Source organism: Brevundimonas sp. (assembly GCF_030682035.1).
Lineage (GTDB): Bacteria > Pseudomonadota > Alphaproteobacteria > Caulobacterales > Caulobacteraceae > Brevundimonas.
The window spans coordinates 59,780-74,541 of sequence record NZ_JAUXQZ010000002.1; the positions used below are offsets into that span (position 1 = coordinate 59,780).

The 14,762-nt window shown below is 66.8% G+C and carries 18 protein-coding genes; 11 read left to right on the forward strand and 7 right to left on the reverse strand.

Annotated elements, in window-relative coordinates:
* Position 1: 1 nt before the first annotated feature.
* Positions 2–784, forward strand: a complete 783-nt coding sequence (locus Q8K49_RS00350; RefSeq protein ID WP_305303443.1) for a pyridoxine 5'-phosphate synthase — start codon at positions 2–4, stop codon at positions 782–784.
* The gene (gene acpS, locus Q8K49_RS00355) at positions 784–1,185 is read left to right on the forward strand and encodes a holo-ACP synthase (protein ID WP_305303444.1); all 402 of its coding nucleotides are present in this window, start codon (positions 784–786) and stop codon (positions 1,183–1,185) included. The genes Q8K49_RS00350 and acpS overlap by 1 nt, the downstream gene beginning before the upstream one ends.
* Positions 1,186–1,190: 5 nt before the next feature.
* On the opposite strand, the gene Q8K49_RS00360 is transcribed toward acpS, so the two are convergent.
* Positions 1,191–1,646 (reverse strand): hypothetical protein, encoded by a 456-nt coding sequence (locus tag Q8K49_RS00360; RefSeq protein WP_305303445.1) that lies wholly within the window; start codon positions 1,644–1,646, stop codon positions 1,191–1,193.
* Positions 1,647–1,817: 171 nt separating this feature from the next.
* Here Q8K49_RS00360 and lepB point away from each other — a divergent pair, with 171 nt between their 5' ends.
* Genes lepB through Q8K49_RS00380 form a run of 4 tightly spaced genes read left to right on the forward strand, consistent with a single transcriptional unit; the run spans position 1,818 to position 5,437 of the window.
* Positions 1,818–2,546, forward strand: coding sequence for a signal peptidase I (gene lepB / locus Q8K49_RS00365; protein WP_305303561.1), 729 nt, complete (start codon positions 1,818–1,820; stop codon positions 2,544–2,546).
* Positions 2,546–3,262 (forward strand): ribonuclease III, encoded by a 717-nt coding sequence (gene rnc, locus Q8K49_RS00370; RefSeq protein WP_305303446.1) that lies wholly within the window; start codon positions 2,546–2,548, stop codon positions 3,260–3,262. Before lepB ends, rnc begins: the two co-directional genes overlap by 1 nt.
* Positions 3,259–4,206 carry a GTPase Era gene (gene era / locus Q8K49_RS00375; protein WP_305303447.1) on the forward strand — a complete coding sequence of 316 codons (948 nt, stop codon included), beginning with the start codon at positions 3,259–3,261 and terminating at the stop codon, positions 4,204–4,206. Before rnc ends, era begins: the two co-directional genes overlap by 4 nt.
* A gap of 49 nt (positions 4,207–4,255) precedes the next feature.
* Positions 4,256–5,437 carry a serine hydrolase gene (locus tag Q8K49_RS00380; RefSeq protein WP_305303448.1) on the forward strand — a complete coding sequence of 394 codons (1,182 nt, stop codon included), beginning with the start codon at positions 4,256–4,258 and terminating at the stop codon, positions 5,435–5,437.
* Positions 5,438–5,561: 124 nt separating this feature from the next.
* Here the strand turns inward: Q8K49_RS00380 and Q8K49_RS00385 are convergent, their stop codons facing one another.
* From Q8K49_RS00385 to Q8K49_RS00410, 6 genes are all read right to left on the reverse strand, one after another.
* Positions 5,562–6,224, reverse strand: coding sequence for a dihydrofolate reductase family protein (locus tag Q8K49_RS00385; protein ID WP_305303449.1), 663 nt, complete (start codon positions 6,222–6,224; stop codon positions 5,562–5,564).
* A 57-nt stretch (positions 6,225–6,281) separates the two neighbouring features.
* Positions 6,282–6,773: an SRPBCC domain-containing protein gene (locus Q8K49_RS00390; RefSeq protein WP_305303450.1), complete on the reverse strand. Its 492-nt coding sequence runs from the start codon at positions 6,771–6,773 to the stop codon at positions 6,282–6,284.
* Positions 6,770–7,213 carry a VOC family protein gene (locus Q8K49_RS00395; protein ID WP_305303451.1) on the reverse strand — a complete coding sequence of 148 codons (444 nt, stop codon included), beginning with the start codon at positions 7,211–7,213 and terminating at the stop codon, positions 6,770–6,772. The genes Q8K49_RS00390 and Q8K49_RS00395 overlap by 4 nt, the downstream gene beginning before the upstream one ends.
* A gap of 111 nt (positions 7,214–7,324) precedes the next feature.
* Complete coding sequence (locus tag Q8K49_RS00400; RefSeq protein WP_305303452.1) at positions 7,325–7,804, reverse strand: SRPBCC domain-containing protein; 480 nt, start codon at positions 7,802–7,804, stop codon at positions 7,325–7,327.
* Positions 7,801–8,346: an SRPBCC family protein gene (locus tag Q8K49_RS00405; RefSeq protein WP_305303453.1), complete on the reverse strand. Its 546-nt coding sequence runs from the start codon at positions 8,344–8,346 to the stop codon at positions 7,801–7,803. Before Q8K49_RS00405 ends, Q8K49_RS00400 begins: the two co-directional genes overlap by 4 nt.
* Positions 8,330–8,677 (reverse strand): helix-turn-helix transcriptional regulator, encoded by a 348-nt coding sequence (locus Q8K49_RS00410; protein WP_305303454.1) that lies wholly within the window; start codon positions 8,675–8,677, stop codon positions 8,330–8,332. Before Q8K49_RS00410 ends, Q8K49_RS00405 begins: the two co-directional genes overlap by 17 nt.
* Positions 8,678–8,794: 117 nt before the next feature.
* On the opposite strand from Q8K49_RS00410, the gene Q8K49_RS00415 reads away from it, so the two are divergent.
* The 5 genes from Q8K49_RS00415 (at position 8,795) to Q8K49_RS00440 (ending at position 14,731) form a co-directional block, all read left to right on the forward strand.
* Entirely contained in the window at positions 8,795–9,757 is a 963-nt protein-coding gene (locus Q8K49_RS00415; RefSeq protein WP_305303455.1) for a nuclear transport factor 2 family protein, read from the forward strand.
* Positions 9,758–9,815: 58 nt separating this feature from the next.
* The gene (gene recO, locus Q8K49_RS00420; protein WP_305303456.1) at positions 9,816–10,556 is read left to right on the forward strand and encodes a DNA repair protein RecO; all 741 of its coding nucleotides are present in this window, start codon (positions 9,816–9,818) and stop codon (positions 10,554–10,556) included.
* Between the two features lie 139 nt (positions 10,557–10,695).
* On the forward strand, positions 10,696–13,038 hold the full coding sequence (locus Q8K49_RS00425; protein ID WP_305303457.1) for a TonB-dependent receptor: 2,343 nt from the start codon (positions 10,696–10,698) through the stop codon (positions 13,036–13,038).
* A 64-nt stretch (positions 13,039–13,102) separates the two neighbouring features.
* The gene (locus Q8K49_RS00430) at positions 13,103–14,215 is read left to right on the forward strand and encodes an alkaline phosphatase D family protein (RefSeq protein ID WP_305303458.1); all 1,113 of its coding nucleotides are present in this window, start codon (positions 13,103–13,105) and stop codon (positions 14,213–14,215) included.
* 189 nt (positions 14,216–14,404) lie between these two features.
* Positions 14,405–14,731 carry a hypothetical protein gene (locus Q8K49_RS00440; protein ID WP_305303459.1) on the forward strand — a complete coding sequence of 109 codons (327 nt, stop codon included), beginning with the start codon at positions 14,405–14,407 and terminating at the stop codon, positions 14,729–14,731.
* The last annotated feature ends 31 nt before the right edge of the window (positions 14,732–14,762 follow it).

Below are 14,762 nucleotides of genomic sequence, written 5' to 3' on the forward strand. Positions count from 1 at the left end.
GATGACTGAAAGGCTTCGCTCCCCCTCTCGCTTGAGATTGGGCGTCAACATCGACCATGTGGCGACCGTGCGGAACGCACGGGGCGGGCAGTATCCCGATCCGGTGCGCGCGGCGGAGGAGGCCTTGGCCGCGGGCGCGGACGGCATCACCGCCCACCTGCGGGAGGACCGCCGCCATATTTCGGACGCCGACATCGACAGCCTGTCCGGCCTGCTCCGCGACCAGTCGCGGCCGCTGAACCTGGAGATGGCCGTGACGCAGGAGATGCTGGCCATCGCCCTGCATCATCGTCCCCATGCCGTTTGTCTCGTGCCCGAGAAGCGTGAGGAACGGACCACCGAGGGCGGGCTCGACGTCGTCGGCGGCCATAACTGGATCACCCCCTTTGTCGGCAGGCTGAACGAGGCCGGGTCGCGCGTGTCCCTGTTCATCGGGGCCGACCAGAACCAGATCGACGCCGCCCACCGCACGGGCGCGGCTGTCGTCGAGTTGCACACCGGCGCCTATTGCGACGCCGTGCGCGAAGGCCGGGACGAAGTGGCCGAAACCGAGCTCGCCGCCCTGCGGACGGGGGCCGCCCGCGCCGCGTCCCTCGGCATGGAGGTCCATGCGGGTCACGGCATCGACTATGAGACCGTGCAGCCGATCGCCGCCATCCCCCAGGTGGCGGAACTGAACATCGGGCATTTCCTGATCGGAGAGGCGATTTTCGTCGGCCTGGGCCCGGCCATCGCCCGGATGCGCGCCCTGATGGACGACGCCCGCGCCCCGGATGCGACCTGATGATCATCGGGGTGGGCGCGGACCTGTGCGACATCCGCCGGATCCAGACCTCGCTGGAGCGGTTCGGGGACCGGTTCAAACAGCGCTGTTTCACCGAGCTTGAGCGCGCCCGGTCAGACCGCAAGCCAGACCCGGCCTGGAGCTACGCCAAGCGGTTTGCGGCCAAGGAGGCCTGCGCCAAGGCGCTGGGCACCGGTATGCGGGCCGATGTCTACTGGCGCGACATGGGAGTGGTGAACCTGCGCTCGGGCCAGCCGACCCTGGCCCTGACCGGCCACGCCGCGGAACACCTGTTCCGCCTGACACCAGAGGGTCACGAAGCCCGGATACATCTGACGCTCAGTGACGAGCACCCGTACGCACTTGCCTTCGTGGTGATCGAAGCCTTGCCGATGGCTTAATCACGTTATACCGATTTCGCCGCAAAGACCGCGGACAGCGGCTGGGGGACAGAGTCACAATGAGCGACGAGCACAAGCCGCACGACAATCACGGCCACGGCGCGGGCCACGGCCACGACGCCGGACATGGTCATGACGACCACGGTCACGCGGCTCCCGCCGCTGCGCACGACCACGACGACCATGGTCACGCGGCTCCCGCCGCTGAACACGGCCACGACGACCACGGGCATGATGACCATGCCGCTCCGGCCGCCGCTCCCGGCCACGATGATCATGCCGCCCCGGCGGCACACGGCCATGATGATCACGGCCATGCCGCACACGACGATCACGCCCCGGCCGCGGCCCACGGCGACCATGGTCACGACGATCACGGCCACGCCGCCGCAGCCCATGATGACCACGCTCACGGGGCCCCGGCGCAGGACGCGCACGGCCATGACGATCACGGCGCCCACGCCGCCGCCCCGGCTGTGGCCGCCGCCGCAGCAGCAGGCGCCGCCGCGTCCAGGCCCCCGGTCTGGAGCGACTCCGGCGATGCGCCTTTCGAGGACGTCGACGCGACCCCGGTCTATGCCCGCGGTTCAGGCAAGAAGCGCAAGTCCAACGGCGGTTCGAGCAACGAGGGCATGGAGATATTCAAGACGATCTTCTTCGCCCTGCTGATCGCCCTGGTGCTGCGCGTGGTGCTGTTCCAGCCCTTCACCATTCCATCGGCCTCGATGGAGCCGAACCTCTACGAGGGCGACTACATCGTCGTGTCCAAATGGACCTACGGCTACTCGAAACACTCGATCCCGTTCAGCCCGCCGATCTTCAATGGCCGCATCATGCTGCCAGGAGTCAGCCACGAGCCCCGGCGCGGCGACATCGTTGTGTTCAAACTGCCGCGCGACAATGAAACGGACTACATCAAACGCCTGATCGGCCTGCCGGGCGATCGCATCCAGATGATCGACAATGTGCTGTTCATCAATGGAACGGCCGTGCGCGACGTCGAGATGAGCCGCCAGGACGTCCAGAACCTGTACGGGACCCAGCTGACCATCAAGCTGCGCGAGACCCTGCCGGAAGGCCGCCAAATCAACATTCAGGACTGGGGCCCCGGCAATATCTCGGACAACACCCCTGTGTTCGAAGTGCCCGCCGGCCACTATTTCATGATCGGCGACAACCGCGACAACTCTCAGGACAGCCGCTACGACCAGTCTGTCGGCGTCGGCTATGTCCCGGCGGAGAATCTGATCGGCAAGGCCGAGATCATCCTGTTCTCGTGGTCGCCCGGCGCCTCGCTGTGGAATCCGGTCAGCTGGTTCCAGAAGATCCGTCCGAGCCGGTTCTTCACCGTCCTCGACTGATGGCTGACAGACGGGCCGAGGCTGTTCAGGCGCTGCGGCGCCGCCTCGGCCACGACTTCAGGGATCCGACACTGCTGGATCTGGCGCTGACGCACGCCAGCGTCGGGGAGGGGGCCGAGCGCGACGCCCGCGGGCGCCCGTTCGCCGACAATCAGCGGCTGGAGTTTCTGGGCGACCGGGTGCTGGGCCTGCTGGTCGCCGACCGGCTGGTGCGCGACTTTCCGGGCTCCGATGAGGGCGAGATGTCCTCGCGCCTTCACGCGCTTGTCGACAAGGCGGCCTGCGCCCGCGTGGCCGAGGCCTTGGGGGTCGGCGACGCCATGCGGCTCTCGCCCGGCGAGACCAAACAGGGCGGGCGGCGCCGCGAGGGCGTTCTGGGCGACGCGATGGAGGCCTTGCTGGCGGCGGTCTGGCTGGACGGCGGGTTTGACGCGGTCCGGACGGTGTTCGATCAGGCGTGGAAAGACGAATTGTCCGCACCGCCGCAAAAATCGCTGACCAATCCGAAATCGGCCTTGCAGGAGTGGGCGCTGGGGCTGGGAAAGCCCCTGCCGGCCTACCGGATTGTGGAACGGCAGGGCTCGGACCACGCTCCCACTTTCACGGTGGAGGCCAGTGTGGCTGGATATCCGCCCTTGACCGCGCAAGGCCGTTCGCGTCAGGACGCGGAGAAGGCGGCCGCGATCGGCCTGCTGCAGCGTGAAGGCGTGATTTGACCGATACAGAAACCCAGCGGGCCGGCTTCGCCGCCATCATTGGCGCGCCCAATGCGGGCAAGTCGACGCTGGTCAACCGGCTGACCGGAACCAAGGTTTCGATCGTCACCCAAAAGGTCCAGACCACCCGCTTTCCGGTGCGCGGCATCGCCATCGAAGGCGCCGCCCAGATCGTGCTGGTCGATACGCCCGGCATCTTCACCCCGCGTCGCCGGCTGGACCGCGCCATGGTCGCCTCGGCCTGGGGCGGCGCCTCGGACGCGGATGTGGTCGTGCACCTGATCGACGCCGCCTCGCACATCGCTTCCGAAGGCAAGGAAGGGCAGGCCGCCGACCGGCGCTCGGCCGAGGACACCGAGACCATCATCGCCAACCTGAAGGCGACCAACACCCAGGTCATTCTGGCGCTGAACAAGATTGACGGCATGCGCCGCGACACCTTGCTGGCCCTGTCGCACGCCCTGTTCGAAACCGGCGTCTATTCCGAGGCCTATATGATCTCGGCCCTCAGTGGCGACGGGGTGGGCGACCTGAAACAGCGGCTGGCGCGGTCGATGCCGGTGGGGCACTGGCTCTATCCCGAGGACCAGTCTGCGGACGTGCCGATGCGGGTGCTGGCGGCCGAGATCACGCGCGAGAAGGTCTATCTGCGCGTCCATGAAGAACTGCCCTATTCGGCGGCGGTGGAGACCACAGCCTTCGAGGACAAGGCCGACGGATCAGCCCGGATCGAACAGATCATCTATGTCGAGCGCGAGAGCCAGCGGCCCATCGTGCTGGGTAAGGGCGGCCAAACCCTGAAATGGATCGGCCAGAAGTCGCGTGAGGAGTTGACCGAACTGCTGGACCGCCCTGTGCACCTGTTCATCACGGTCAAGGTCGACCCGAAATGGCAGGACAGCCGCGCGCTTTACGCCCAGTTCGGGCTGGATTTCGACGTCTAGACCCTTGTTTCACATTCCCAGAAAATCCGGGGGGCATCCCCGGCTGGCGATGGCCGCCATCGCCCTGTTGCTTATAGTCGTGGCCGGGCTGACCGCCTGGCCGATCGTCCGGCCCGCGCCGACAGCCCCGGCTTCCTTACCCTTGCCGCCGCACCCGCCAGTCGTCGTGGTCGAGTCCCTTCCGCAGCTGACGGAACAGCTGGACCGCTGGGGCGGTTCGGGCCAGTTCACCGGGGGTGTGCTGGTCGCGCGGGGTGACGAGGTGCTGTTCCGGCAGGTCCACGGGTTCGCCAACCGGAACCTGGGGACGCCGCTGGCCCTGAATTCCCGCTTCCGCCTCGCCTCGATCAGCAAGCAGTTCACCGCCGCCGCCATTCTGAGGCTGCAGGACCAGGGCGTGCTGTCGACCGACGATCCGCTGTGCAGATGGATCCAGCCGTGCCCGCCGGCCTGGGCGCCGATCCGGCTGCATCACTTGCTCGGCCACAGCTCCGGCATTCCGGATCTGATGGCGCGACCCGCCTGGGGCCTACGGCGGGTCATGCCGGCCACAATGGAGGAATTGACAGCAGAATCGACGCAGTATGGCCTTCAGTTTCCGCCGGGGACGAAGGTTCGCTACAACAACGCCGCCTACAATCTGCTGGGCGCCGTGATCGAGAAAGCCAGCGGGGCGCCGTTGCACGACTATCTGCGCACCGCCTTCTTCGAGCCCCTCGGCATGGCTGACACAGGGTATGACGACGGCGCTTCGGACGTGGTCATGGGCTATGCCAACCTGGCCGGCGGCCTGACCGAACAGCCTAACGCCAATGTCAGCATCATCGTGGGGGCAGGGGCGCTGTACTCCACGCTCGACGACCTGCTGGTCTGGCAGCGCGCCTTGCATACCGGCCATCTGTTGAGCCCGCGCAGCTATGCCATGATGATCGCCGATCACGCGCCTGCGGACACGCCTGACGAACGTGGTCGACCGCGGCGTGCCTGGGGCTTCGGCGTCTTCGAGAACAGCATAGGCCAGCGGGTCTCGCCGCCATTCCTCGATCGTCAGATATTTCACACCGGCAGCTGGTCGGGGTTCCGCAACCTGATGACCTACCAGCCGGACGGGGACGTCACCGTGATCGTGCTGTCCAACAATTTCCACCAGCGCGAGGCCGTATTCCTGCTGTCGCAGCAGGGCATGGCCGAAGCCTTGGGTCGCCCGTTCCCAACGGCAATGGCGCGCTGATCCGACCGATACATCCGCGACAAGCGTTATCGGTGATAACCGCGACAACAGCCTCGATATTCGAGACATCATCGACACGGATCAGCGCCTCTCAATGTGGGCCGTCTGACCGAGGAGCTGGACCTCAGCTCTCCCTCGCCCACCGTGCGCGCCGCGCCAGCTCGGCCTCGTCGGGTTCGATCTCGCCGAATGACCCTGTCGGCGGCGGCAGATCGGTCTTCTCCCAGGTGTGGGCCACCACCCCCGAGGCGGACTTCCGGGTCCTCGTCAGCGTCCATGCGCGAGGGTGCGCGCCGTCGTCGAACAGCCGTTTGCCCGCGCCGAGGATCACCGGGAAGGTCAGCAGGGTCAGCTGGTCGATCAGGTCGTGGGCCAGCAGGGTGTGGATCAACTCGCTCGAGCCCTGGATCAGCAGATCGCGGCCTTCGGTCGCCTTCAAGGCCCGCACTGCGTCAGAGAGATCACCGGCGAGGCGATGGCTGTGGGCCCAGGTCATGGGCGTGTCCGGCCCTGCCGCGACGTATTTGTTGATGCCGTTGAACGTGCGGCCGATCGCGTCATCCATATGCGGCCAGTAGGCGGCGAAAATCTCATAGGTCCTGCGGCCCAGCAGGAGATCGTAGTCCTCGCCCATGGCCTCGGCCATCAACCCGCCCGAGGCCTCGTCGAAGTGGGGCCAAACCCACCCTCCAAACCTGAAGCCGCCCGTCGTGTCCTCGTCGGGCCCGCCCGGCGCCTGCATGACGCCGTCGAGACTGACGAAACTCGCGGTTCTGATCTTGCGCACAATGCTTACCCCTTGGGCGGAACGTCGGGACTGTGGGCAAAGACGATCCTTCGCATCTCAGTCCACCAAGACCGTCACGGCGCGGACGTGCGCCGCCAGCTTGTCGAGACTGCCGGTCCAGCCCATCTCCATGCCGCTGAGCGGGCCGAGAGCGTCAGCCCTGGCTTCGAGCACTTCGGCGTTGAAATGCTGGATGGTCCGGCCGTCGATCTCCTCGAAACGAACCGTCGTTTCGACCTCGAACCAGGTCGAGCCGTCGGCGTAGTTGACCCACGTCCTCATCACCAGCCGCTCTGGCTCGTCCAGCGAGATGAAGCGACCGTCGAACGGATAGTCGTTCCCGTCCGGCGCCCGCATGACCATATGAATGGTCCCGACGGGCCGAACGTCCATTTGCACCACGGGCGTAGTGAAATGTTCGGGGGCCCACCAGACCGCAACATGGGCCGGGTCGGTCCACATCTTCCAGATCAGGGCGCGCGGAGCGTCGAACTCACGTCGGATCGACAGTCGGGTCAGGTGTTCGGGAATGGCGACGTCGATGGTCATGACGCGGCCGGTGTCCAGCCTTCCGACGGACTGGTGTTGACCATCCACGGCACGCCGAACTTGTCGATCAGCCCGCCGAAGCCGGGGGACCAGAAGGTCGCCGAGAAGGGCATGGTCGGCTGGCCGCCCTCGACGAGGGCGTCATACCAGCGCCGGGCCTGGGCGGGGTCCTCAGTATGCAGGGTGACGTCGAACCCGTTTTTAAGCTGGTCGAGGGGCGGCGCGAACTCGGGCGGCGAGTCAGAGCCCATGATCGCCTGGTCGCCGACCTGGAGCCAGCAATGCATCAGCCAGTCCTTGTACTCCGGACCGATCGGCATCTCCGGCGGCGCGTCGCCATAGCGCATGGCGGCAGTGATCTCGCCGCCAAGAACTTTCGCGTAGAATTCGAAGGCTTGGCGGCATTCGCCGCGGAAGCTGAGGCTGGTCACGATCTTCATGGTCATTCCTCCTTGAACGGGTTGCATCGAACGCGCGACGCCGGGGCGTTGTTATTCCGCCGGAACCTTGCGGCTCCTCGCGCGGCGGCTAACGGCAGGCGTTTGGCGGCTTTATCCGGCGCCGCCTTCGGCCAGAAAGGCCTCCAGCCGCTCGAAGGTGCTGGTCCAGCCGTGTTTGTGTCCGGTCAGGCTCTGTTCGGACTTCAGGCCCTCGTGGATGAAGTCCATCAGGGTGCCGCCGCCCGACATGTCGCTGAGCTGGACGGTCACCAGGGTGTCGACCGGCGGCCCATCCTCATGCGACTCGTCCCATTTGAAGGTGAAGACCAGTCGCTCGTCCGGGACGATCTCGCGATAGACTCCACCCTGCCACAGGTCCTGTCCGGTGTCGGGCGAGCGCAAACAGGCCCGCCATTCGCCGCCGACCCTCAAATCCCGGGTGGCGCTGACCGCCGGCCATTCGACCGGACCCAGCCAGAGCACCATGACCTCGGGACTGGTCCACGCCTTCCAGACAAGCGGGCGCGGCGCGTCGAAGAAGCGCTGCAGCTGCAGGGTCGGGCGGGTGTCGATACTGTCGACGAAGGTCATCGGGCGGGCTCTCGGCGGGTCCGGTCGCGGCCGGGGAGGGTCTGGGTCTTCAGCAGTTCGGCCAGCTGGTCGGCGCATGTGCCCCAGCCTTCGTGGAAGCCCATGGCTTCGTGCTGCTTCATCGTCTCGGCGTTCCAGTGGCGCGCAGTGGCGACATATACGGTCTTGCCATCGTCCCTCGGCGTCAGCTCCACCGTGGCAACCATGAAGGGCTGTCCGGCCGGCTCCCAGGCCGGGGTAAAGGCGTCCGTCGTGGTCCAGCGGCGGTTCGGAATGGCCTCAAGGAAGATGCCGCTGTTGGGAAAGCGTTCGCCGTCGGGGCCGTGCATGACGAAGTTGAACACGCCCCCGGAGCGGGGATCGACCTGGACGTCGGAGATCGTCCACGGCCGCGGGGCGAACCACTGCTGCAGCAGTTCCGGCGTCATCCACGCCTTCCAGATGGCCTCGGGCGTGGCGTCGATCACCCGGCGCAGGACGAGGGCATGCTGGTGCGCGATGCCGTCGGTGTTGCAGGGGTTGGTTTCAGTGTCCTGGGCCATTGGGGTCCCCCTTCTGGATTTTCTTCAAATAGGCGTCGAGGCGGTCGAAGCTGGCGTCCCAGTAGCGGCGATAGTGTTCCAGCCACTCGGCGATGCCCTTCATTCCCATCGGTTCGAGGCGGGCCGGGCGCCATTGGGCCTCGCGGCCGCGGCTGATCAGTCCGGCCTTCTCCAGCACCTTGAGGTGTTTGGACACCGCCGGCAGGCTCATGTCGAAGGGGGCGGCCAGGTCGTTGACGCTGGCCTCCCCCTCGCACAGCCGCGCCAGGATGGCCCGACGGGTCGGGTCGGCAAGGGCGGCGAATTTGGCGGACAGGGGATCGGTCTGCATGGGGTTGGACTTCGTGTGTAACTGACCGGTTAAATGCACCGGACCGGACGGGCTGTCAACCGTTCGGTTAAATAAAATCTCAGCAGGTAAGCAGGAGCGACCGTTCCGGAGTCCGCCATGCTGTCTCTCATCGCCGCCGCCGCCGCCGCCGCCGCTGCCGTCCTCGCCCTGTCCGGCCCTGCCGCCGCCGCGCCTCTTAGCGATCCGCCCGAAGCGGCAGCCGCCTCGGCTCTGGAGGCCATGCACAGCGCCGCTGCGCGGTCCGACGGCGCCGCCTGGGCCGAGCGCCTAGCGCCGGATCTGGTCTGGGTCGGCAATGAGACGTCCGAGCGCTGGAACCGCGAGGCCTTCCTCGCCTTCGCGGCCCCGGTGTTCGCCCGGGGCGAGGGCTGGGTCTACTCCGCTCGGGAGCGCCACGTGACCCTGGCGCCGGACCCCTGCGCCTGCGTCGCCTGGTTCGATGAGGTGCTGGACAGCGAGACCTACGGCACGGCGCGCGGCGAGGGGATGCTGGTGCGGGACGGCGAGGATTGGCGCGTGCTGCGCTATGCGCTCAGCTATCCGATCCCCAACGACCTGGCCGACGGCATGACGACCGAGATCAAGGCCTTCGAGGCCGCCACGCCGGTGGTCGATGCACCGGGCGAGGCAGCAGATACGCCAGAGGAAATGGCCGCCGCAGCGACCCTGGACGCCCTGCACCGGGCGGCCTCGACGGCGGATGGGACCGCATATTTCGACCTGTTCACGCCCGACGCCACCTATATCGGCACCGATGTCACCGAGCACTGGTCCATCGCCCAGTTCCGCGCCTATGCCGAGCCGTATTTCAACCGTGGCCGCGGCTGGACCTATACGCCGCGCGCCCGCTCCCTGACCCTCGCGCCGCTGGATTGCCGCTGCGTGGTCTGGTTCGACGAGGCTCTGGACAGCGCCAGCTACGGCACCAGCCGCGGTACGGGGGTGCTGGTGCGCGGCGACGACGGGAAATGGCGGGTGGCGCTCTACGCCCTGACCTTCCCCATCCCCAATGCGCTGGCCCGTGACATGACAGGCCGCATACGAGCGGCGGCCGAATAGGGCTCCGTCGGACAACGGAACGTATGGCCAACTCCGGTAGGGCGGGCTAACGGAGGCGATGGATTTCACCGACGACGCCTTCGTCCTGTCCGCCCGCGCCCATGGTGATACGGGCGTCGTGGTCGAACTGCTGACCGAGAGTTACGGGCGGCGTGCGGCCTATGTCGCCGGTGGGGCGTCGCGGCGGATGAAACCCTTCCTGCAGGCCGGGGCGCGGGTGACCGTCGATTACAAGGCGCGGACCCCGGACCATCTCGGCTCGGCGCGGCTGGAGCCGGTGGGGGAGGGACCCAGCGCCCTGTTCGACGATTCTCTGGCCCTGACCGGCCTGGCCGCCGCCGCGGCGGTGGCGCAGGGCGCGCTGCCCGAGCGGGAGCCGCACCCCGGCGCGTTTCTGGCCTTCGAGGCGCTGATGGGGACCTTCGCGATCCCCGACGTCTGGCCGGCCGTCTTTGTGCGCTTCGAGGCCGGGTTGCTGGAGGATCTCGGCTTCGGTCTCGACCTGAGCCGCTGCGCCGTCACCGGCGGCATGGACGACCTGATCTGGGTCAGCCCGCGCACTGGCCGCGCGGTCAGCTCGGACGCGGGCGCTCCCTTTGCCGACAAGCTGCTGAAACTGCCGCCCTTCCTGCTTGGCGCACAGGCCGGGTTGAACGCGGGCGATGTCCGGGACGGTCTGACGCTCACCGGCCATTTCCTGGAACAGTTTGTCTTCCACCCGCAGAACCGGCCGCTTCCGCCGGCGCGGGTGTGGATGCTGGTCAGGCTGGCGAATGAGAGGTGGGCGGATCAAGCGTAGCCTTATTGCTACGGTGGGACGCGAATTCGCGATCGACGCCCTTCGTCACGAAACCGATGAACGTCGTTCACCGCCGCGTCTTGGGCCGGGAATACCCCGTGAGCCGCGCCATCGCGTCTCAATCCCAAGGGGGCTCAACTTGACCAATCACCGTTTCCTGGCCGGAGCGTCTCTGCTCGCCATCGCCCTGGCGGGCGGCATGATGATGCCGAACGCCGCCGCAGCCCAAGCCGTCGTCGCCGGGCCGGACGGCCCGACGAACCTGGACGACGTCGTCGTCTTCGGCCTCGGCCAGAGCCGTCAGCAGGCCTCGATCACGGCAGCGGCGATCGCTACGGAGGCCCCCGGCACCAGCCCGCTGAAGGCCATCGAACGCCTGCCCGGCGTCAGCTTCGAGTCCGCCGACGCCTTCGGCAACTACGAATGGTCGGCGCGCATCACCCTGCGCGGCTTCAACCAGAACCTGCTGGGCTTCACCCTGGACGGCGTGCCGCTGGGCGACATGAGCTACGGCAACCACAACGGCCTGCACATCTCGCGCGCCATCATCTCCGAGAATGTGGGCCGCGTGGACGTGGCCCAGGGCTCGGGCGCGCTGGGCACGGCCTCGAGCGGCAATCTCGGCGGCACCATCCAGTTCGTGACCCGGCGCCCGGCCGATGTGTTCGGCCTCGACCTGGCCGGCACCTACGGCAGCGACGAGACGATGCGCGGCTTCATCCGCCTGGACAGCGGCGCCTTCGGCCCCGCCGACACCCGGCTGTCGCTGTCGTATGTCGATCACCGGAGCGAGAAGTGGAAGGGCGTCGGCGAACAGAACCAGCAGCAGATCAATTTCAACTTCGTCCAGCCCGTCGGACGCGGCGAGATCACCGGCTTCCTGAACCACTCCGAACGTCGGGAAGAAGACTATCAGGACATGTCGCTGGAGCAGATCGCGCGCCTCGGCCGTGACTGGGACAACATCTCGGGCGACTATGCGCTGGCGGTCGGGATTGCCGATGTCTATCAGGCCAACCCCGGCGGCGACTGCCCGCAACTGGGCGGCGGCACGGGGACCAACCGCTACCCCGGCGGCGTGCAGTGCGTGGACGACGCCTATTTCAACGCCTCGGGCCTGCGTGACGACACCCTCGGCGCCCTGACGCTGGACTATCCGATCACGGACAGGTTCAGGATTTCCGTGACCGGCTATGGCCACAAGAACGAGGGCCAGGGGCTGTGGTGGACACCCTATGTCCCGACCGCCACGGGCGCCTTCGACCAAAGCGGCTCAGTCATCGCCAACCCCGGACCGATCTCGGTCCGTTCCAGCGAATACGACATCGAACGCCGCGGCGTTATCGCTTCGGCCACCCTCGAACTGGGTGCCCATACGATCGAGGGCGGCTTCTGGCTGGAGGACAACGACTTCGTCCTGGCGCGGCGCTTTTATGGCCTTTCGCGGCCAGCCCACAATCGCAACGCGCGGGAATTCCAGGAAAATCCCTTCTTCACCCAGTGGGCCTACGAATACGACACCCAGACCCGCCACCTCTACATCCAGGACACCTGGTCGGTTACCGAAGCCCTGACCGTCAACGCCGGCTTCAAGGCGCTGAAGGTCGAGAACGCCGTCGCCACCATCACCGGCGAAAACAAGTCGGGAACGATCGAGGCCGACAACAGCTTCCTTCCCCAGGTCGGCTTCGCCTTCGATCTGAACCCCGATCACCAGGTCTTCGGCTCCTACACGGAGAACCTGCGGGCCTTCTCGTCCTCCAACTTCCAGGGGCCCTTCTCGGCGACGGCGGCGGGCTTCGCGGCGCTCAGGGCCAGTCTGGAGCCGGAAACCTCCAGAACCTACGAACTGGGCTGGCGCTTCCGCTTCGACCAGCTCCAGGGCTCGGTCGCGGCCTATGACGTGCTGTTCGAGAACCGCCTGCTCGGCGTCGCCCTCGGGGCTCCGATCCTCGGCCTCGGCAACGGCCTGCAGAACGTCGGTTCGGTCACGAGCCGGGGCTTCGAGGCCGCCGCGCTCTGGACCTTCACGCCCGCCTGGTCGGCCTTCGCCTCCTACAGCTACAACGACTCGACCTATGAGGACGATGTGTTCAACGGCGCCGGCGCCCTCGTCGCCGCCACGGGCGGCAAGACCGTGGTCAATACGCCCGAGACCCTGTTCCGGGCGGAACTGGCCTATGACGACGGCTCGCTGTTCGCCACCCTGGCCGCCGCCTATACCGGCGAGCGGTTCTCCAGCTATCTGAACGACGAGAGCGTCGATGGCTACACCGTGGCGGAACTGACGGCGGGCTACCGGTTCGACGAGGCGTCGGGCTGGCTGAACGGCACGGATGTCCAGCTGAACGTCACCAATCTGACGGACGAGGACCATATCTCGACCGTGGGCTCGGGCGGCTTCCAGAACACCGCCGGCCGGCAGACCTTCCTGCCCGGCGCCCCGCGTCAGGTGTTCGTCACCCTGCGTCGTCACTTCTAGCGCCGGGACGGGGCGTCCGGTCGCGGACGCCCCGTTCTTGTGTTTCATCCCCAAGGAGCCTCCGATGACGGGAATTTCCAGACGCGGCCTCGTGGCCGGGACCGCGACCGCCGGCCTGATCGCGGGCGTAGCCCAAGCGGCCCGGTCCGACCCGCATCCGCTATCGGAGCGGAGCCTGACCCGTATCGCCTTCGGATCCTGCGCCAAGAGCGACAAGCCCCAACCCATCTGGGACGCCGTGCTGGCGGCCCGACCAGACCTGTTCATCTTCCTCGGCGACAACGTCTATCTGGACACCCGCGACCCTGCGGTGATGCGCCGCAAATATGCCGAGCTGGCCGCCCAGCCGGGGTTTCAGCGCCTGAAGGCCAGCGGCATCCCGATTCTGGCCATCTGGGACGATCATGATTTCGGCGAGAATGACGCCGGCATGGACTACCCGATGAAGGAGGAGTCGCGCCGCCTGTTCCTGGACTTCTTCGGCGAGCCGGCCGACAGCCCGCGTCGCTCGCGCGACGGCATCTACACGGCCCATGTCTTCGGCCCGGTCGGCCGAAGGGTGCAGGTCATCCTGCCCGACCTGCGCTGGAACCGGACGGCTCTGGTCCCGCTGGAACTGGGCGACCAAGGCTATGAGGCATGGGTCAGGAAGCGCTTCGAAGCAGGCGAACCGACGCCCGGCCCCTATGCCCGCAATCCCGAAATGACCGCGACCCAGTTGGGCGAAACTCAATGGCGCTGGCTGGAGGATCAACTGTCGATTCCCGCCGACATCCGCGTGTTCGGTTCCAGCCTGCAGGTGGTGGCCGATTTCGCCGGCTGGGAGGGGTGGATCAATTTCGCCCACGACCACCAGCGGCTGATCGCCGCCATCCGCGACCGGAAGGCGAACGGCCTGATCTGTCTGTCGGGCGACACCCACTATGGCGAGATCTCGCGGCTGGACGTCAACACGCCCTATCCGCTGTGGGACATCACCTCGTCCGGCCTGACCGAGGTGTGGCCGGTCACCCCTCCGAACGCTCTGCGGGTCGGTGAGGTCTTCCGCGACCAGAATTTTGGCCTGCTGACTATCGGTTGGGGCGAGAGCGCCCCGACCGTCCTGGCCGAGGTCCGGGACGTCAACGGCGAGGTCCGGCTGGAACAGGCGATCCGGGTCGGCGATCTGACGGTCTGATCCGTCCACAACGGGGGCGGTCGAAGGGCTGGACTGGCCATTCCTCGAACAGTTCGTCTTCCATCCGCAGAACCGGCCCATTCCGCCCACACGGGTGTGGTTGATCGACAAGCTGCGCGAGGCGGGACGCCTCTAAAAGGTTGCCCAGCAAGTCTTGGGCACCTTACAAGTCCGGGGCGGAGGGGCCTCATGATCTATTTTCTGATTCTTCCGCTCTGGATTCTCGGCCTGCTGGGATGCGGGTTTCTGGCCCTCTTCAAGCCCGTGCGGGTGCTCGCAGCATATCTGGCGTTGATGGGTACGGTGGGGGTCTGGCTATCCTTTGCACTTTCGACCTTGGCGCTTGTAGCGCCGGCCTGGATTGATCTGCCTTTCGATTCCAGCGTCGGCGGGATTCTACTGATCGGGGGCTATCTGGCGGGAATGGCGGGCGGCGGTATTCTAGGCACCGTGCTAGGCGCGCTACTGGCGCGGAAACTGACAGGCAAGCGGCCGATCATTTCGAGACCAGCCTGAGGCGCGCGGGCTAGACTTCAGGCTTCAGACC